The sequence below is a fragment of the Pseudomonas sp. Ors-4-3C genome (genome assembly GCF_055755035.1).
In genome coordinates this window covers 5,270,743-5,288,290 of the sequence record NZ_CM146900.1, presented here as the reverse complement: position 1 = coordinate 5,288,290, position 17,548 = coordinate 5,270,743, and the positions used below count along the sequence as shown (strand labels likewise).

At 61.6% G+C, this 17,548-nt stretch carries 19 protein-coding genes and 1 pseudogene; 13 read left to right on the top strand and 7 right to left on the bottom strand.

Translation table 11 applies throughout. From position 1 onward, the window contains the following. Nucleotides 1-224: 224 nt before the first annotated feature. Nucleotides 225-509 carry a hypothetical protein gene (locus tag ACVHNU_RS23980; protein ID WP_226500822.1) on the bottom strand — a complete coding sequence of 95 codons (285 nt, stop codon included), beginning with the start codon at nucleotides 507-509 and terminating at the stop codon, nucleotides 225-227. Nucleotides 510-632: 123 nt separating this feature from the next. On the opposite strand from ACVHNU_RS23980, the gene ACVHNU_RS23975 reads away from it, so the two are divergent. Further along, nucleotides 633-1,292, top strand: coding sequence for a glutathione S-transferase family protein (locus ACVHNU_RS23975; protein ID WP_103483675.1), 660 nt, complete (start codon nucleotides 633-635; stop codon nucleotides 1,290-1,292). A gap of 130 nt (nucleotides 1,293-1,422) precedes the next feature. Here the strand turns inward: ACVHNU_RS23975 and argH are convergent, their stop codons facing one another. Next, nucleotides 1,423-2,817, bottom strand: a complete 1,395-nt coding sequence (argH, locus tag ACVHNU_RS23970; RefSeq protein ID WP_027610449.1) for an argininosuccinate lyase — start codon at nucleotides 2,815-2,817, stop codon at nucleotides 1,423-1,425. A 327-nt stretch (nucleotides 2,818-3,144) separates the two neighbouring features. On the opposite strand from argH, the pseudogene ACVHNU_RS23965 reads away from it, so the two are divergent. The 8 genes and pseudogenes from ACVHNU_RS23965 to ACVHNU_RS23930 form a co-directional block, all read left to right on the top strand. Then, nucleotides 3,145-3,285: pseudogene (locus ACVHNU_RS23965) on the top strand (sensor histidine kinase); the annotation flags it as partial. Next, nucleotides 3,282-4,028 carry a LytR/AlgR family response regulator transcription factor gene (locus ACVHNU_RS23960; RefSeq protein WP_003229385.1) on the top strand — a complete coding sequence of 249 codons (747 nt, stop codon included), beginning with the start codon at nucleotides 3,282-3,284 and terminating at the stop codon, nucleotides 4,026-4,028. The pseudogene ACVHNU_RS23965 and the gene ACVHNU_RS23960, both read left to right, overlap by 4 nt. 137 nt (nucleotides 4,029-4,165) lie before the next feature. Beyond that, nucleotides 4,166-5,107 carry a hydroxymethylbilane synthase gene (gene hemC, locus ACVHNU_RS23955; protein ID WP_103483673.1) on the top strand — a complete coding sequence of 314 codons (942 nt, stop codon included), beginning with the start codon at nucleotides 4,166-4,168 and terminating at the stop codon, nucleotides 5,105-5,107. Beyond that, nucleotides 5,104-5,871 carry a uroporphyrinogen-III synthase gene (locus tag ACVHNU_RS23950; protein ID WP_473018421.1) on the top strand — a complete coding sequence of 256 codons (768 nt, stop codon included), beginning with the start codon at nucleotides 5,104-5,106 and terminating at the stop codon, nucleotides 5,869-5,871. Before hemC ends, ACVHNU_RS23950 begins: the two co-directional genes overlap by 4 nt. A 16-nt stretch (nucleotides 5,872-5,887) precedes the next feature. Continuing rightward, a complete protein-coding gene (locus tag ACVHNU_RS23945) occupies nucleotides 5,888-7,030 on the top strand; it encodes a uroporphyrinogen-III C-methyltransferase (protein ID WP_473018420.1) in 1,143 nt (380 codons plus the stop codon). Then, nucleotides 7,027-8,265, top strand: coding sequence for a heme biosynthesis protein HemY (locus ACVHNU_RS23940; protein ID WP_226500825.1), 1,239 nt, complete (start codon nucleotides 7,027-7,029; stop codon nucleotides 8,263-8,265). The genes ACVHNU_RS23945 and ACVHNU_RS23940 overlap by 4 nt, the downstream gene beginning before the upstream one ends. A 218-nt stretch (nucleotides 8,266-8,483) precedes the next feature. Next, entirely contained in the window at nucleotides 8,484-9,035 is a 552-nt protein-coding gene (locus ACVHNU_RS23935) for a disulfide bond formation protein B (protein WP_103521691.1), read from the top strand. A 186-nt stretch (nucleotides 9,036-9,221) separates the two neighbouring features. Beyond that, nucleotides 9,222-9,680: an Rsd/AlgQ family anti-sigma factor gene (locus ACVHNU_RS23930; RefSeq protein WP_007964519.1), complete on the top strand. Its 459-nt coding sequence runs from the start codon at nucleotides 9,222-9,224 to the stop codon at nucleotides 9,678-9,680. 78 nt (nucleotides 9,681-9,758) lie between these two features. Here ACVHNU_RS23930 and ACVHNU_RS23925 read toward each other — a convergent pair whose 3' ends face one another. Then, nucleotides 9,759-10,424: an FKBP-type peptidyl-prolyl cis-trans isomerase gene (locus ACVHNU_RS23925; RefSeq protein WP_473018419.1), complete on the bottom strand. Its 666-nt coding sequence runs from the start codon at nucleotides 10,422-10,424 to the stop codon at nucleotides 9,759-9,761. Between the two features lie 192 nt (nucleotides 10,425-10,616). On the opposite strand from ACVHNU_RS23925, the gene ACVHNU_RS23920 reads away from it, so the two are divergent. Next, nucleotides 10,617-11,762: an AlgP family protein gene (locus ACVHNU_RS23920; protein WP_473018418.1), complete on the top strand. Its 1,146-nt coding sequence runs from the start codon at nucleotides 10,617-10,619 to the stop codon at nucleotides 11,760-11,762. Here ACVHNU_RS23920 and ACVHNU_RS23915 read toward each other — a convergent pair. Beyond that, a complete protein-coding gene (locus ACVHNU_RS23915) occupies nucleotides 11,759-12,223 on the bottom strand; it encodes a TIGR02444 family protein (RefSeq protein ID WP_473018417.1) in 465 nt (154 codons plus the stop codon). The two genes, ACVHNU_RS23920 and ACVHNU_RS23915, sit on opposite strands and share 4 nt — an antisense overlap. A 50-nt stretch (nucleotides 12,224-12,273) precedes the next feature. On the opposite strand from ACVHNU_RS23915, the gene ACVHNU_RS23910 reads away from it, so the two are divergent. The 3 genes from ACVHNU_RS23910 (at nucleotide 12,274) to rhtB (ending at nucleotide 15,600) form a co-directional block, all read left to right on the top strand. Continuing rightward, on the top strand, nucleotides 12,274-14,184 hold the full coding sequence (locus ACVHNU_RS23910; RefSeq protein ID WP_003229372.1) for an ATP-binding cassette domain-containing protein: 1,911 nt from the start codon (nucleotides 12,274-12,276) through the stop codon (nucleotides 14,182-14,184). Beyond that, on the top strand, nucleotides 14,184-14,765 hold the full coding sequence (locus ACVHNU_RS23905; RefSeq protein ID WP_003229371.1) for a mechanosensitive ion channel family protein: 582 nt from the start codon (nucleotides 14,184-14,186) through the stop codon (nucleotides 14,763-14,765). The genes ACVHNU_RS23910 and ACVHNU_RS23905 overlap by 1 nt, the downstream gene beginning before the upstream one ends. A 202-nt stretch (nucleotides 14,766-14,967) precedes the next feature. Next, a complete protein-coding gene (gene rhtB / locus ACVHNU_RS23900; protein ID WP_064589768.1) occupies nucleotides 14,968-15,600 on the top strand; it encodes a homoserine/homoserine lactone efflux protein in 633 nt (210 codons plus the stop codon). Between the two features lie 189 nt (nucleotides 15,601-15,789). On the opposite strand, the gene ACVHNU_RS23895 is transcribed toward rhtB, so the two are convergent. From ACVHNU_RS23895 to ACVHNU_RS23885, 3 genes are read right to left on the bottom strand one after another with little or no spacing between them, the layout of a single operon-like run. Continuing rightward, nucleotides 15,790-16,533, bottom strand: a complete 744-nt coding sequence (locus tag ACVHNU_RS23895) for a penicillin-binding protein activator LpoB (protein ID WP_473018416.1) — start codon at nucleotides 16,531-16,533, stop codon at nucleotides 15,790-15,792. Nucleotides 16,534-16,536: 3 nt separating this feature from the next. Beyond that, complete coding sequence (gene lpoB, locus ACVHNU_RS23890; protein WP_003229365.1) at nucleotides 16,537-17,124, bottom strand: penicillin-binding protein activator LpoB; 588 nt, start codon at nucleotides 17,122-17,124, stop codon at nucleotides 16,537-16,539. Between the two features lie 36 nt (nucleotides 17,125-17,160). After that, nucleotides 17,161-17,535, bottom strand: a complete 375-nt coding sequence (locus tag ACVHNU_RS23885; protein WP_065258120.1) for a YcfL family putative periplasmic lipoprotein — start codon at nucleotides 17,533-17,535, stop codon at nucleotides 17,161-17,163. Nucleotides 17,536-17,548 lie beyond the last annotated feature (13 nt).

The following is a 17,548-nucleotide window of genomic DNA, read 5'->3' as shown; positions in this document are numbered from 1 at the left end:
CAGCGCCCCTAAGGTGAACCCGCTTTTGCGGCATGTCCAGTGCCGGTGGCCGGGTTTTTCCTTTCGAGGTGGAGTGCAGTGTAGTCAGGGGCCAGGAGATGGTGCGGCAGATACGTAACAAACATTGTAGGAGTGAGCCTGCTCGCGATTGCGCCGTGTCAGTCAGCTGATTTTTTGCTGAAAGAACGCAGTCGCGAGCAGGCTCACTCCTACAGGATCGGGGTTTACTGCTTTTCCGGTGGCAACTCGGGCAACTTACGCAGCGCCGCTTCGTACCACTCGGTATTGAACGCGCGGTCTTCGTCGAGCATTGCGTCAATCTCGTAGGCCAGCACATGGGCCATCAGATTAAGGATCTCTTCGCGCTCGACGCCCACCAGGGTCAGCTTGTTGTAGGTCGCCTTGGCCGCTGGCGGGTTGTCGCTTTCGATCTGGTTCTCGATGGCTTCGATCAACGTCGCCTCGGTGAACTCTTCTTCGTCGTTGTCGATGTCTGTCGGCTCGCTCATGGCAGGCTCCTCAAGGAAAGGCGCCAGTTTATCCGCATTCAGTAACGTGATGTTACTGGCGAGATTAACCGTTGCGATCTATAAAAAAGCACTGCCCACCCCGCACGGCCTGGAGGCTATGTGATGTTCAAGCTCTACGGATTCGCTGTCAGCAACTACTACAACATGGTCAAGCTGGCGCTGCTGGAAAAGGGCCTGGCGTTCGAAGAAGTCACCTTCTACCCGACGCCGACGCCTGAATCATTGGCGATCAGTCCACGCGGCAAAGTGCCGGTGCTGGGCGTCGAGGCGGGTTTCATCAACGAAACCGCGATCATCCTTGAATACCTCGAACAGACCCAGAAGGGCACGCCGCTACTGCCGAGCGATCCATTCGAGCGGGCGCAGGTGCTGGCGATTGCCAAGGAAATCGAGTTGTACATCGAGCTGCCGGGCCGCGCCTGTTATGGCGAAGCGTTCTTTGGCGCGGCGGTGCCGGAGGCGATCAAGGAGAAAACCAAAGCCGAGTTGCTGCTGGGTTTCGCGGCGTTGGGTCGACACGGCAAATTCGCCCCGTACGTGGCGGGCGACAGTTTGAGCATCGCGGATGTGTACTTCCTGTACAGCGTGCCGCTGGCGTGTGCGGTCGGGCAGAAACTGTTCGGGATCGATTTGCTGGCAGAGATGCCGAAGGCCAAGGCGCTGCTGGAGCGGCTTGAGCAGAATCCGCATGTGCAGAAGATTGCGGCGGACAAAGAATTGGCGATGCCGGCGTTTTTGGCGATGATCGCTGCCAAAAAGTGAGTTTTATAGCGCTCTGAAGGAAGCCTTCGCGAGCAGGCTCGCTCCCACAGGGGATTTTTGTCGGCCACAAATTTTGTGTTTAACAAAAATCCAAATGTGGGAGCGAGCCTGCTCGCGAAGCTTTTGACCTTTAGCGGCTGGCGATCAGGGCCTGACCGCGAACCACAGCTGCCTTGACCTGTGCCGGCGCAGTGCCGCCGATATGGTCGCGGGCATTCACCGAGCCTTCCAGGGTCAGCACGGCGAACACGTCCTGCTCGATCTGGTCGCTGAACTGACGCAGTTCTTCCAGGCTCATCTCGGCCAGATCCTTGCCGGTGTCGACGCCGTACTTCACCGCGTGACCGACGATTTCGTGGCAGTCACGGAACGGCAGGCCACGGCGCACCAGGTAGTCCGCCAAATCGGTCGCGGTGGAGAAGCCGCGCAGGGCCGCTTCACGCATGATCGCGTGCTTCGGCTTGATCGCCGGGATCATGTCGGCAAAGGCGCGCAGCGAATCGCGCAGGGTGTCGGCTGCGTCGAACAGCGGCTCTTTGTCTTCCTGGTTGTCCTTGTTGTAGGCCAGAGGCTGGCCTTTCATCAGGGTCAGCAGGCCCATCAGCGCACCGAACACACGGCCGGTCTTGCCGCGAACCAGTTCCGGCACGTCCGGGTTTTTCTTCTGCGGCATGATCGAGCTGCCGGTGCAGAAGCGATCAGGCAGATCGATGAACTGGAACTGCGCGCTGGTCCACAGCACCAGCTCTTCGGAAAAACGCGACAGGTGCATCATCGCGATGCTCGCGGCCGAGCAGAATTCGATGGCGAAGTCGCGATCGGAAACGTTGTCCAGCGAGTTGCCGCCGACGGCGTCGAAGCCCAACAGTTGCGCGGTGTATTCGCGATCGATCGGGTAGGTGGTGCCGGCCAGCGCGGCGCTGCCCAGTGGCATGCGGTTGGTGCGCTTGCGGCAGTCGACCAGACGCTCGTAGTCGCGGCTGAGCATTTCGAACCAGGCCAGCATGTGGTGGCCGAAGGTCACTGGCTGGGCAGTTTGCAGGTGAGTGAAGCCGGGCATGATGCTCGCGGCTTCGCGCTCGGCCTGCTCCAGCAGGCCTTTTTGCAGGCGGGTGATCTCGGCCAGGATCAGGTCGATTTCATCACGCAGCCACAGCCGGATGTCGGTGGCGACCTGGTCATTACGGCTGCGCCCGGTGTGCAGTTTCTTGCCGGTGATGCCGATGCGATCGGTCAGGCGCGCTTCGATGTTCATGTGCACGTCTTCGAGGTCGACGCGCCAGTCGAACTGGCCGGCCTCGATTTCGCCCTGAATGGTCTTCAGCCCGTCGATGATGCTGTCGCGCTCGGCATCGGTCAGCACGCCGACCTTGGCCAGCATAGTGGCGTGGGCGATCGAGCCCATGATGTCGTGGCGATACAGGCGCTGGTCGAAGGTGACGGAGGCGGTGAAGCGGGCGACGAAGGCGTCGACGGGTTCACTGAAGCGGCCGCCCCAGGACTGATTGGTCTTGTCAGTGCTCATGAATTCGCTCGTATCGGCTTGAAGAAAGAAGGCGTGAAACGCTGGCGCGGATAATAACAGGGTTGCCAATCCTGTCGCTGACACCGGTCGATACGTTTTTTTCTCATCTGCTCATTCATAGTCGGCGCTGTCTGCGGGGGATTTGCGCAAGGATATTTTTCGATTGAGCAATATCGGCCCGGCAAGCGTCTACAGTTGGACATAAGGGTCGGCGCGACTGCGGATCGCGCAAGTGCCGACTATAAGAAGAGGGGGTGGGTGGTTTTGTCCTTTGGCATACCCCGTGAAAAACGCAGGAAACAGCGGGCTTTGAGCAGTACGACCCGGACACTGGCAAATATTGCTGGCCGACGTACGGCACTTTTTGGCGCTCGGGCTAGTCTTAGCGTGGATCGCGGTGACGGACGTCACTTCACCTGTCTACGCTATCCTTGTGCGAGACTCACGCAGGAATCCAGCGCAATATGAATGTCCTGATCGTTGATGACGAACCACTGGCTCGCGAGCGCCTAAGCCGAATGGTAAGCGAGCTCGAGGGTTATACAGTCCTGGAGCCCAGCGCCACGAATGGCGAAGAGGCGTTGGCGCTGATCGACAGCCACAAGCCGGATATTGTGCTACTCGATATCCGCATGCCGGGCCTCGATGGCCTGCAGGTCGCTGCCCGTCTGTGCGAGCGCGAAACGCCGCCGGCCGTGGTGTTTTGCACCGGCCCCGATGAATTTGCCGTGGAAGCCCTGCAGGCCAGCGCCGTGGGCTATGTGGTGAAACCCGTGCGAACCGAACATCTGCATGACGCCCTGAAACGGGCTGAACGTCCCAACCGGGCGCAACTCTCGGCCCTGACCCGTCCCGCCGCCGAAAGCGGTAACGGCCCGCGCAGCCATATCAGCGCCCGGACCCGCAAAGGCATCGAGCTGATCCCGCTGGATCAGGTGGTCTATTTCATTGCCGATCACAAATACGTGACGCTGCGCCATGAAAGCGGCGAGGTTCTGCTGGACGAGCCGCTGAAAGCCCTCGAAGACGAATTCGGCGAGCGTTTCGTGCGTATCCATCGCAACGCGCTGGTCGCCCGTGACCGCATCGAGCGTCTGCAACGCACGCCGCTGGGGCATTTCCAGCTGTTCCTCAAAGGCCTCAATGGTGATGCGCTGATCGTCAGTCGTCGACATGTGGCCGGTGTGCGCAAGATGATGCAGGGCCTCTGACCCGGCCTTCGCGCTTGGTTTCACTTTCTTCTACCGGGCATCGCAGGCCAGGGAGGCCACGCCGTTTCTGATTCAAGTCAAAGTGGATTTGGCTGAGCTGTTATTATCCGCCGTATCTATTCAGTACGGATTGATCCATGTCCTCTCGCGAAATCCGCATCGCCACCCGTAAAAGTGCGCTGGCCCTCTGGCAGGCCGAATACGTCAAAGCCCGTCTGGAAGCGGCCCATCCGGGTTTGCTGGTGACGCTGGTGCCCATGGTCAGTCGCGGTGACAAGCTGCTCGACTCGCCGCTGTCGAAAATCGGCGGCAAGGGCCTGTTCGTCAAGGAACTGGAAACCGCGCTGCTGGAAAACGAAGCCGACATCGCCGTGCACTCGATGAAAGACGTGCCGATGGACTTCCCCGAAGGCCTTGGCCTGTTCTGCATCTGCGAACGCGAAGACCCGCGCGATGCTTTCGTTTCCAATACCTACGCCAGCCTGGATGCGCTGCCTGCCGGCGCCATCGTTGGCACCTCCAGCCTGCGGCGTCAGGCGCAGTTGCTGACCCGTCGTCCTGATCTGGAAATCCGCTTCCTGCGCGGTAACGTCAACACTCGTCTGGCCAAGCTCGATGCCGGCGAGTACGACGCGATCATCCTCGCGGCGGCCGGTCTGATCCGTCTCGGTTTCGAAGACCGCATCACCTCGGCCATCAGCGTCGACGACAGCCTGCCGGCCGGTGGCCAGGGCGCCGTTGGCATCGAGTGCCGCAGCGCCGACACGCAAATCCACGCCTTGCTCGCACCGTTGCATCACGCCGACACCGCTTCGCGCGTGACCGCTGAACGCGCGCTCAATAAACATCTGAATGGCGGCTGCCAGGTGCCGATTGCCTGCTACGCCGTGCTCGAAGGTGAGCAGTTGTGGTTGCGTGGGCTGGTGGGCGAGCCGAGTGGTGGCAAGCTGCTCAGCGCCGAGGCGCGCGCGCCGCGTGCCGATGCCGAGACGCTGGGGGTGAAGGTTGCCGAAGACTTGCTCAGCCAGGGTGCCGACGACATTCTCAAAGCGGTGTATGGCGAGGCAGGTCACGAGTGACTGGCTGGCGCCTGCTGCTGACGCGCCCTGCGGATGACTGTGCGGCGCTGGCCGCGGAGTTGGCCGGACAAGGGATTTTCAGCAGTTGCCTGCCGCTTCTGGACATAGCGCCGCTGCCGGTCTCTGCCAAGATACGTCAGGCGCTGGCGCGGCTTTCGGGTTGCAGCGCGGTCATCGTGGTCAGCAAACCGGCGGCGCGGATTGCGCTTGATCTGCTGGACGCTTATGAACCTCGGTCGTTGTCGATGCCGTGGTTCAGCGTCGGCGCGGCGACCGCGCAGATTCTTCGCGATCACGGTCTCGACGTACACTTTCCCGCCGACGGCGATGACAGTGAAGCCTTGCTGCAATTGTCGCGTCTGCGCGAGGCGGTCACCGAGCCCGGCGCGCAGGTGCTGATCCTGCGTGGCGAGGGTGGCCGCGAGCTGCTCGCCGAGCGCCTGCGCGCGCTTGGTGCTAGTGTCGAGTATCTGGAGTTGTATCGGCGTGACCTGCCGGCCTACCCGCCGCAAGAGCTGCCGCGGCGGATTGCAGCGGAACGCTTGAACGGGCTGGTGGTCAGCAGTGGACAGGGTTTCGAGCACTTGCGCCAGATGGCCGGCGATGCCTGGCCTTCAATTGCGCAGTTGCCGTTGTTTGTGCCGAGCCCAAGGGTCGCCGAGCTGGCGCGTGCCGCCGGGGCCCGAACAGTTGTGGATTGCCGCGGCGCGAGTGCCGCGGCTTTGCTGACGGCGTTACGGGAGCATCCCGTGCCCGTTCTCTAATGCAAAGGATGGATACGTGAGCGAAACAGCCTTGCCTAAAGATGATGTCCAGCCTGTGATCGATGCCCAGGTTGAAACTCCACCGCCGGCCAAAGAGCCGCGCCGAGGCAACGGACTGGCCATTGTCGCCCTGTTGCTCGGCGCTGCCGGCGTGGCGATCGGTGGCTGGGGTGTCTGGCAGGTGCGTCACCTGCAGACCAACACCGCACAACAGTCCGATCAGGTGCAGGCGTTGAACGATCAGGCGCAGAGCCTCAAGCTCAACGAACAGCGCCTGACCGAGCGCCTCGCGCAACTGCCCGGTGCCGATGAACTCGCCGAGCGCCAGCGTCTGGTGACGCAACTGCAGGGTGATCAGCAGCGCCTCAACCAGCGCCTGGAAACCGTTCTCGGCGCCAGCCGCAAGGACTGGCGTCTGGCCGAGGCCGAGCATCTGCTGCGTCTGGCCAGTCTGCGCCTCTCGGCCCTGCAGGACATCAGCAGCGCCCAGGCGCTGGTGCAGGGGGCCGACGAAATCCTCCGTGAACAGAACGATCCCGGCTCGTTCGCCGCCCGCGAGCAAGTGGCGAAGACCCTCGTCGCCCTGCGCAGCACCGAGCAGCCGGATCGCACCGGTCTGTTCCTGCGCATCGGGGCCTTGCGTGATCAGGTCATCCAACTGACCGAACTGGCGCCGGAGTACAAGGATCGCGGCGAATCGCTGCTGGGCCTGACCGCTGACGGCGATGGTGCCAGTCGCTGGGCGCAGTGGTGGGATAAGGTGTCGCGCTACATCCGCATCGATTTCAATGCCGACAAGAATGTGAAGCCACTGCTCGCCGGGCAAAGTCTGAGTCAGGTACGCCTGGCGCTGAGTCTGGCGCTGGAGCAGGCGCAATGGGCGGCGCTCAATGGTCAGGGGCCGGTCTACAGCCAGGCACTGACCGAAGCACGGGACGTGCTCAAGGGCAATTTCAATCCGGATAATCCGCAGAGCAAAATCATGCTCGAACAGGTTGCCGAGCTGAGCCAGCAACCTGTGACGGTCAAGACCCCGGACCTGACCGGCACGTTGAGCGCGGTGCAGGCTTATCTGGAACGCCGTAACGTCAACGCCGAAGAATCGGTCAAACCGTTCGCCAAACCTGCCGCCAACACCGCGCAGGAGACCACGCCATGAAACGCCTGTATGTGATCGTGTTTCTGGTGATCGCCGCGACGGCGGCGCTGGGCCTGGCGATTGCCGAGCATTCCGGTTACGTGCTGGTTGCCTACAAGAGCTTTCGCTATGAATCGAGCCTGTGGGCGACGCTGGCGCTGATCGCGGTGTTGTGGCTGCTGATCTGGGGCATCAAGGCCCTGGTCGAGCTGGTCATGACGTCCGGTGGCGTGGTCAATCCGTGGTCACGGCGCAACCGCAGCCGGCGGGTGCAGGTGGCCATCGAACACGGTCAGCTGGATCTGGCCGAAGGTCGCTGGGCCAGCGCGCAACGTCACCTCGCTCGCGCCGCCGAGGCCGAGCGCCAGCCGCTGTTGTATTACCTCGGCGCGGCACGCGCGGCCAACGAACAAGGCAAGTACGAGGAGTGTGATCAGTTGCTCGAGCGTGCCCTGGAGCGCCAGCCTCAGGCCGAACTGGCGATTGCCTTGAGTCACGCGCAGTTGCAGACCGATCGTGGTGACACTGACGGCGCCCTGGTGACCCTGCAAGCGATGCACGAGCGGCATCCGCATAACGTACAGACCTTGCGACAGTTGCAGCGTCTGCATCAGCAGCGTGGTGACTGGGCGGCGGTCATTCGCCTGTTGCCGGAACTACGCAAGGACAAGGTGTTGCCGCCGGCCGAGCTGGCGGAACTCGAACGGCGTGCCTGGGGCAACAACCTGTCCCTGGCGGCGCATCGTGACGAGGACGGCAAAGTCGGTCTGCAGTCACTCACGCGTGCCTGGGAGCAATTGACTTCCGCGCAGCGTCAGGAGCCGGCGCTGGTGCTGGCATACGCCGAACAACTGCGTCAGCTGGGGGCCCAGGTCGAGGCGGAAGAAGTCCTGCGCAGCGCCCTCAAGCGCAAGTACGACAGCCACCTTGCACGCCTTTATGGCCTGGTGCGCGGCAGCGATCCGGCGCGTCAGTTGCAGACCGCCGAAGGCTGGCTCAAGGAGCATCCGGCTGATCCAAGCCTGTTGCTGACCCTCGGTCGTCTCTGTCTGCAAACCAGCTTGTGGGGCAAGGCACGGGATTATCTGGAAAGCAGTCTGCGGGTGCAGCGTAACCCGGAAGCCTGCGCCGAGTTGGCGCGCCTGCTCGCGCAACTGGGTGATACCGAGCGCAGCAACCAGTTGTTCCAGGAAGGTCTTGGCCTGCTGGATGAACGCCTGCTGGCCGCGCCGTTACCGGTGCCGGTTCGCGCCTGAAATCACGAGGGAGGCCACTCCCTCGTCAACGTTCAGTGAGCGAATAATTACCTCTGGCGGGCGTGTTGGGCAAAGTCCTACAGCGGACTACACCTATTCCTCTCGCGCCTGTCGGGTTTTCCCTACACTTCTGGTGAACTGTCGCCAGGCACCTGCCTTGAAAGGCTGACAAGCTTTCCTCTACCGTAACTGCCTGTCTCCACTGCTACGGAAAAGCCATGTCGTTGGCCTGTTCACGCTCCTTGTTTTTTACGGCTTTCACTGCAGGCGCACTGGCCCTGGGAGCTTCCTATTACCTCGAATATGCGGTCGGGCTGACGCCCTGCAGCCTGTGCCTGGCGCAACGCTTCTTCATGGCGTTGCTGATGGTCTGTTGCGGGCTGGCGGCGATTCATGGCCCACGGCGTGTCGGCCTGTCGCTCTATTGGGCGACCGCGCTTGGCCTGAGCCTGGGCGGGACCACGGCGGCCTGGCGGCAGGTGTTGTTGCAGAGTGATCCGCTGGTGCAAATGACCAGTTGCGCGCCCGATTCCGAAGCGCTGTTCAGCAACCTGCCGTGGTTGTGCGCAACGCTACGGATGTTCAAGGGCGGTGTCGATTGCGCGGAAATTTCCTGGACGCTGTTCGATTTGAGCATCCCGGAATGGAGTCTGCTGTTCTTTGTGGCGATGTCGATCCTTGCGGTTTACCAGTTACTGCGTCTGGTCTGGAGCGCGCTGCAACGACCGCTCAGCGGCGAAGCGTCGCACCGGGCGCTGGTCGGGGATTAAACACTTGTATGAACTTTATCTCCTGCGTACCTTGAAGCCATAGGCGTGCGGGCATAATCTGGCCCGCACGTGTCATTGGATTTATGTTGCTCGATGACGCTCTGCCCGGTCGGCCTCCAAGCGATAAAAGCCAGAAGAGGGGCGCGGGTGTAGAGCAGCATGACCCACAAGGGAAGAGAGATCGCCATGCTCGAAAGTTGTCAGAATGCTCAGGAACGCTGGGGTGGAGTTCATCTGCTGATCGACCGCTGGTTGCAGGAGCGTGAAGATCTGATCGGTGCCTACGACAAGTTGGGTGACAAACCCCAGGCTCTGTCCGAGAACCGTAAACCCTTGCTTGAATTCTGCGGCGTGCTGGTCGATTACGTCTCGGCCGGGCACTTCGAAATCTACGAACAGCTGACCGGCGAAGCCAAGGCGTTCAACGACAAGCGCGGCCTCGAGCTTGCCGAAACCCTCTATCCGCGTATCGACGTCATCACCGAAAAACTCCTCGCCTTCAACGACCTTTGCGATGAAGGCAAATGCGTTGCCGAGAAGTTCAAGGAGCTGGGTGGCCTGCTGCACGAGCGCTTCGAGCTGGAAGATTGCCTGATTGAAGTGCTGCACACCGCACACAAGCAGGAAGATCCGGTTCAGGCCTGATTCGTTTCTCGCCGACATGAAAAAACGCGGTGTGCCGAAAGCGCACCGCGTTTTTTCATGCCTGCACGTCGGCTGCGCTCAGCTCGTTACGCCGCGCAATTCGACTTCAAACACCAGCGGTGTGAACGGCGCGATCAGATCGCCCGCACCATCGGCGCCATAGGCCTGATCCGATGGAATCACCAGTCGCCACTTCGCGCCAACCGGCATGTTCTGCAACGCCGTACGCCACCCGGCAATCACGCTGTCGAGGCTGAACCATTGTGGCTGAGTGTTCTGATCGAACACGGTGCCATCCGGCAGGCGACCGACATACAGCACCTGCACTTTTCCATCCGGCCCGGCCTTGGGGCCAGTGCCCGGGCTCAGCTCGGTCAGCAGGATGCCGTCGGCCAATTCCTTCACACCCGGTTTGGCTTTTTCGGCGGTGAGAAAACGCTGCTCGTTTTCCATCGCGGCATCACTGGAAGGCAGCGACGAGTGTTCGGCGTTTTGCGATTCGTGATCCGCCAGGATCTGCTCGATCCGCGCTTCGCTCAGGGCCAGCGGCTTGCCTTGATAGGCCTGCTGCAAACCTTCGACCAATGCCTGAATCTGCAATTGCGGCACCTCTTGGCGCAAGCGTTCACCGAGGCTGGCACCGAGGCTGTAGGCCAGATCGTGAGCATCGTTCGCGGTGGTTTTTTCGTCGGCGTGGGCGGCGGAAAAAATCATCCAGAGGGATAAAAAAAGGTAGCGCGACATGGGCACTCTCCGTCCTGAGATGCGGGCGATTATGCCAGCGCGAAGGTCTGCAACGGTGAACTGCTTTTGTCTTTGTGCAGAACATTTTCACTTCGTTGCAACGCAACGGTTTCGATACTGTCAAGATGACCTAGCGGCGGTAACTGCAGAGGTCTAGTATGAGCCGCACTCACGTCAGCCAGGAGGTAAACCATGTCGGCCACCAAGAAGCCTGTAAACACTCCGTTGCACCTACTCCAACAACTCTCGGGCAGCCTGCTCGAGCATTTGGAAAACGCTTGCTCCCAAGCCTTGGCTGATGCTGAAAAACTGCTCGCCAAACTGGAAAAGCAACGCGGCAAGGCGCAAGAAAAACTGCACAAGTCCCGTACCAAATTGCAGGACGCGGCCACTGCCGGTAAAGCCAAGGCGCAGAACAAGGCCAAGGCTGCCGTCAAAGAACTCGAAGACTTGCTCGACGCGCTGAAGGGGCGTCAGTCCGACACTCGCGGCTACATTCTGCAACTCAAGCGTGATGCCCAGGAAAGCCTGAAACTGGCCCAGGGTGTCGGCCGTGTGCAAGAGGCTGCCGGCAAAGCGCTGTCCTCCCGCGCCGCCAAACCAGCAGCAGCGCCTGCGAAAAAAGCGGCAGCCAAACCTGCTGCGGCGAAAGCCCCGGCGAAAACCGCTGCGGCAAAACCGGCAGCCAAACCAGCAGCCAAGGCACCGGCTAAAACCGCCGCCAAACCTGCTGCAAAAACCGCAGTGAAAAAACCGGCTGCGGCGAGCGCTGCGAAACCGGCCGCACGTACTGCCGCTGCCAAACCTGCAGCGGCAAAACCGGCTGCCAAGCCAGCAGCAAAACCTGCTGCGCGCAAAGTCGCTCCGGCAAAAACCTCTGCTGCTAAACCAGCTGCCAAAGTAGCGGTAAAACCGGCTGCCAAACCTGCCGCGAAAACCGCCGCTGCAAAACCGGCAGCCAAGACTGCGGCCAAACCGGTCGCGGCAAAACCTGCTGCCAAGGTTGCTGCCAAACCAGCGGCCAAGCCTGCCGCTAAAACCGCTGCCAAACCTGCAGCAGCAAAACCTGCGACCGCTGCAGCCAAGCCTGCCGCCAAACCAGTAGCCGCAAAGCCAGCCGCTAAACCAGCCGCCAAGCCAGCTGCCAAACCTGCCGCGAAAAAACCGGCCGTTGCCAAACCAGCTGCCGCCAAACCGGCGACTGCACCTGGCGCCAAGCCAGCCGCTCCGGCGCCGGCCGCCGCGCCTGCTCCAGCCGCTTCCACCTCGACCACCACGACTGCGCCAACGCCAGCCGCTGCGTCGAGCGCCAGCAGCAACCCGACCAGCGCTTCCTAAGTGCCGGTTGCCGCGACGCGCAGCACTTGCAGCGCGTCGCGGTTCGGGCTGGCGGCCGATCCCGTCAGACTCTCCAGCCACTCCCCCGACGCTGATGCGTCATCGCGCGGCCAATCCTGTGCAACCTGTTCCAGTTGCCACAGCAGATGCCGTTCGGCTTCCAGCTCCAGCGCTTTCATTTGTGCTCGCAGCCCCTTGAGTACCGGATCTTCCTCGGCCAGGGTTTTCCACTGAGTACGCAACGCACGCAGTGGCTGCACCACCTCCACATCCCACGGCCCCACCAGCATTTTCAGCTGCTGCACGCGCTGTTCGTCGCAGGCCGCGCCGCGCTGTTCCAGCCATAAACCACACAGTAGCAGGCAGACATTGGCCCCCGCCGTTTGCAGTTGCAGGCAAGCAGGTTCCACGCCCGGTCGGGCGTAGATGGCAAGGGAAAAGCTCCACAGGTCAGAGGACATCGTGCTACTCGCGCCAGTTGTGAGCGAAGCTGGTAGACTCCGCCGCCATTATGATCCGACTTCAGAACCTGACTTTACAGCGTGGCCCGCAACGTCTGCTAGAAGACGCCGAGCTGACCCTGCACGCCGGCCACAAAGCCGGCCTCATCGGTGCCAACGGCGCCGGCAAATCCAGCCTGTTTGCCTTGCTGCGCGGCGAGTTGCACCCGGACTCGGGCGATTGCCTGCTTCCGGCCGACTGGCGGATCGCGCACATGCGCCAGGAGGTCGACACGCTCGAACGCCTGGCGGTCGACTATGTGCTCGATGGCGACCTGCGTCTACGCGAAGTGCAACGTGACCTCGCCGCCGCCGAAGCGGCCCACGATGGCACGGCTCTGGCCCGTCTGCACGCCGAACTCGACAGCGCCGACGGCTATACCGCCGATGCGCGGGCGCGCAAGTTGCTGGCCGGTCTCGGTTTCACCAATGAACAGATGGATCGTCAGGTAGGAGATTTCTCCGGTGGCTGGCGGATGCGTCTGAACCTGGCGCAGGCCTTGATGTGTCCGTCGGACTTGTTGTTGCTCGACGAACCGACCAACCACCTGGATCTCGACGCGATCATCTGGCTCGAGGAGTGGCTGAAAAGCTACCCGGGCACGTTGCTGCTGATTTCCCACGACCGCGACTTCCTCGATGAAGTGGTCGATCACGTGGCCCATGTCGATCAGCGCAAACTGACCCTCTACCGTGGTGGCTACACCGCGTTCGAACGCGCCCGTGCCGAACGTCTGGCCCAGCAGCAACAGGCCTACGAGAAGCAGCAGGCGCAACGTGCGCACATGGAAAGCTACATCGCCCGCTTCAAGGCCCAGGCCACCAAGGCCCGTCAGGCGCAGAGCCGGATCAAGGCCCTGGAGCGCATGGAAGAGCTGTCGGCGGCCCACGTCGATTCGCCGTTCGATTTCGTGTTCCGCGAATCGACCAAGATCTCCAGTCCGCTGATCGACCTGTCCGATGCGCGTCTGGGTTACGGCGATAAAACCATCCTGGAGAAGGTCAAGCTGCAACTGACCCCAGGTGCGCGGATCGGTCTGCTCGGGCCGAACGGCGCCGGTAAATCGACCCTGATCAAGAACCTCGCCGGCGAGCTCGAACCGCTGGCCGGGCGTCTGACCCGTGGCGAGAACACGGTGGTCGGCTACTTCGCCCAGCATCAGCTCGACTCGCTGGATGCCAAGGCCAGCCCGCTGCTGCATTTGCAGCGTCTGGCGCCGACCGAACGTGAACAGACTCTGCGCGACTTCCTCGGTGGTTTCGACTTCCGTGGCGCACGCATCGACGAGCCGGTGCTGAATTTCTCCGGTGGCGAGAAAGCGCGTCTGGCGCTGGCATTGATCGCCTGGGAACGGCCGAACCTGCTGCTGCTCGACGAACCGACCAACCACCTCGACCTGGAAATGCGCCTGGCGCTGACCATGGCGCTGCAGGAATTCAGCGGCGCGGTATTGGTGGTATCTCACGATCGGCACTTGCTCAAGAGCACCACCGACAACTTCTACCTGGTCGCCGATGGCAAGGTCGAAGAGTTCGATGGCGACCTCGAAGACTACGCGCGCTGGCTGGTGGAATACCGTCAGCGCAATGCGCCGGTCAGCAACACTCCGGTCAATCCGGACAAGACCGACAAGAAGGCTCAGCGCCAGGCCGCTGCTGCATTGCGTCAGCAACTGGCACCGCACAAGCGCGAGGCCGACAAGCTTGAAGCCGAACTGGGCAAGCTCCACGAGAAGCTGGCGAAGGTCGATGCCAGCCTCGGCGACAGCGACATCTACGAGCCGGCACGCAAGAACGAGTTGCGTGATCTGCTGGCCGAACAGGCCAAGTTGAAGGTGCGTGAAGCCGAGCTCGAAGAAGCGTGGATGGAAGCGCTGGAAACCCTGGAAAGCATGCAGGCGGAGCTGGAGGCGTTGTCCTGATGGACGCGTTCAAGTGGCCATTGCCGGCGGTGTGGGTCGAGCCGATCTGGCTCGGTGTGCAGATTCTGCTGATCCTGCTGGCCGGTTATCTCGCTCAGCGCTTCGTTGCCAAAGGCCTGACCCGTCTGGGTGAGCGCTACCCGTTTCCGCCGCAGCTGCTGATGCCGCTGCGTGGCGGTCTGCGCTGGCTGATCATGGGCAGCGCGCTGATCTTTGTGCTGGAACGCCTCGGGGTGTCGGCCACGGTGCTGTGGACGGCGCTGTCGGGTTTCGTCGCGGTAGCGGCGGTGGCGTTCTTCGCGATGTGGAGTGTGCTGTCGAACCTGCTGTGCGCGATTCTGATCTTCACCGTCGGCCCGTTCCGCCTCGGCGATGTGGTCGAACTGGTGGACACCACCGACAAGCCCGGCGTCAAGGGTCGGGTGGTGGCGATCAATCTGTTGTACACCACGTTGATCGAGGCTGAAGAGCTCGGGACGGGCAGCGCCATGGTGCAGGTGCCGAACAGCCTGTTCTTCCAGCGTTCGGTGCGGCGCTGGCGCGGGAGTGATGTGTTTCCTTCGAGCGGTTTCGAAAAGTAGTCTTCGGGCGTCTGATCTGACGCCTTCGCGAGCAAGCCCGCTCCCACATTGGATCTGTGATCGACACAAATCCAGTGTGGGAGCGGGCTTGCTCGCGAAGAGGCCATCAGCCGCGCCCGGACCATCCAGCAAAAATCGGTAGTCATCCGCGCCAAACCGCATTAGCTTTGACGTCTGTCACGATTCACAGTCGAGGTGTGCGATGGAGCTTCAAACATGGCTGGCATTCTTTGCCGCCTGCTGGGTGATCAGTCTGTCCCCGGGCGCAGGCGCCATTGCGTCGATGTCCAGCGGTCTGCAATACGGTTTCTGGCGCGGCTACTGGAACGCGTTGGGCCTGCAAGTCGGCCTGGCGGTACAGATTGCAATTGTCGGCGCCGGGGTCGGCGCGATCCTCACCGCATCGGCCACCGCGTTCTATGCGATCAAATGGTTTGGCGTGGCCTATCTGGTCTACCTGGCGATCAAGCAATGGCGTGCGCTGCCCATGGACATGAGTGATGACGCCGCCGTGCGCCCGATCGGCAAGCCGCTGGCGCTGGTGTTCCGCGGCTTTCTGGTGAACATCAGCAACCCAAAGGCACTGGTGTTCATGCTCGCGGTGCTGCCGCAGTTCATCAATCCGCACGCACCGCTGCTGATGCAGTACCTGGTGATCGGCGTGACCATGATCTGCGTGGATCTGATCGTCATGGCCGGCTACACCGGTCTGGCGTCCAAGGTGCTGCGCCTGTTGCGCACACCGAAGCAGCAGAAGCGCATGAACCGCACGTTTGCCGGGCTGTTCATTGGCGCGGCGGCGTTCATGGCGACGTTGCGTAAAGCGGTGGTGTAAAACCCGCAGGCAGAAAAAAGGCGACCTGATGAGGTCGCCTTTTTTTATCCGCCTAGACTTTGGAGTGACGCTCAATTGTGGCGAGGGAGCTTGCTCCCGCTTGAGTGCGCAGCGCTCACAAGCTTTTGGGTCTGCTTCGCAGCCCAGCGGGAGCAAGCTCCCTCGCCACAGAACGCGTTCAGCCAAGAGTCAGCGCAAGATCACCGGCGCGGTATCACGCGGCAAGTTGTTGCGCTGCGGCGCTTCGCGCGGCTGCTCGTACCCGCCGCCACCGAGCTGCTGGCTCAGCTGCCCGGCAACGTCCTCACCCAAAGCCTTGGACACTTCACGCACCACCCGGGGGCGGTTCAGCGAGATCTTGATGTCGCGGCCGTTCACCAGTTTGGTGTCCTGCGCTTCGCCCATCGCCGTGAAGGCCGAAGTGATCTCGTAGGTCTTGGTGTTGATCAGGCTGAAATCGGCCACCAGCGTCAGGCCCAAAACCGCCGAATAGCTGTCGGTGTGCGCCAGCTCGTTCATGTCCTGGGTGAAGTCGATGTCCGACACGGTGCCGAACAGCACATAGTCGGCGCCCTTGAAGTTGCCGGCCTTGATCCGCTTGATCACGTCGTACACGTCACCCTTGGACGATGCGGTGTACGGGGTGCCCTGCACCAGCTGAAACATCCCGGTGCGGAGGATTTCACCCTTGATGTCGCCGGTGAATTTACGCAGCTCAACTTGTTCGATGTAGCTGGTGGTCGCTTCCAGTTCGTTGTAGTTCGAGGAACCACTGGAGCTGTAATAACCCTCGCGATAATTGTTCTGCGCCGAAACGATGTGGATGTACTGCTCCACCCGTTCCTGATACGCCAGATCCGTTACCGCGACTTTCGGGGCCGCTTGCACGCTGAACGCGCAAGCCAGGGCCATCATGCCAATCCATGTGCGCATCAATTAACGCTCCGTGGTTTTGCGGATCTCTTTTTCGTCCATCCACTCGGCCAGACCGCTTTCAACGTCGATCAGTTGCAGGCTGAATTTGTAGAAGACGTCCTTGTAGTCGCTGCTGCGCTTGACGATCGAGCTGATCGAGCCTTCCAGGCGGTATTTGGCAGCGATCATGTTGCCGGTCTTGGCCACGGTGCTCTTCTTGTACAGGCCGCTCTGGTTTTGCAGCTTGAGCTGATCGACCTGGCTCTGCATTGCGGTGTTGTCGCTGGCGAAGCGGGCGGTGCCGGACTTCATCAGCTGAGTCTTGATGCTGGTGGTGATTTCGCGGGTATCGATGTACTCGCTGGTCTTGTTCTTCACGTCGTAGACCTGCACCACCGGGCGGCCCTGCAGGATGCCGGACTGGGCCAGCGAGCGGGTCATCGATTCGGCGATCATTTGCAGGTCGGTCGAACCGAATTCGTTGGTCACGGTTTCAACCGCTTTGGTATCGCCGTAGCTGATGTTCTTGCTGCCCAGGGTCGGCGAGGTGTTGGCGCAACCGGAAGCCAGCAGGGCGAGGACGGCGATCAAGGAAAAGCGTGCAAACATGGGAATGCTCTCTAAAACAGAAATAGGGTGGCGGACTTAAGGCGTCTTGAGTTCCAGGCGGAAATCCACGGCTTTCGGGGTCGGGGCGATGCCCTGGATGAAGCTGGTCTGGGCGCCGTACATCATCTGGCTTTTCCAGACTTCTTCCTCGGCGATCGGGAAACCTTCCGGGCCCAGCCAGGCGAAACGGTAGTAGAACGTCTTGTTGCTGTTGAGGGTGTTGGTCAACTGCACATTGACGGTCATGAAGCCGTTCTCGCGGGCGACGCGCATGGCGCCGACCGCGATGTGCTTCTGTGGACCCATGGCCACGACCTTGCTCGCGGCGCTGCCCGGCTCCGGTGGTGGCGGGGTGGCGCAGCCGCTGGCCAGGACGGCGAGAGCGGCAACGGCGAAGAGTTTGAAGCGCATGCAAAGACTCCGT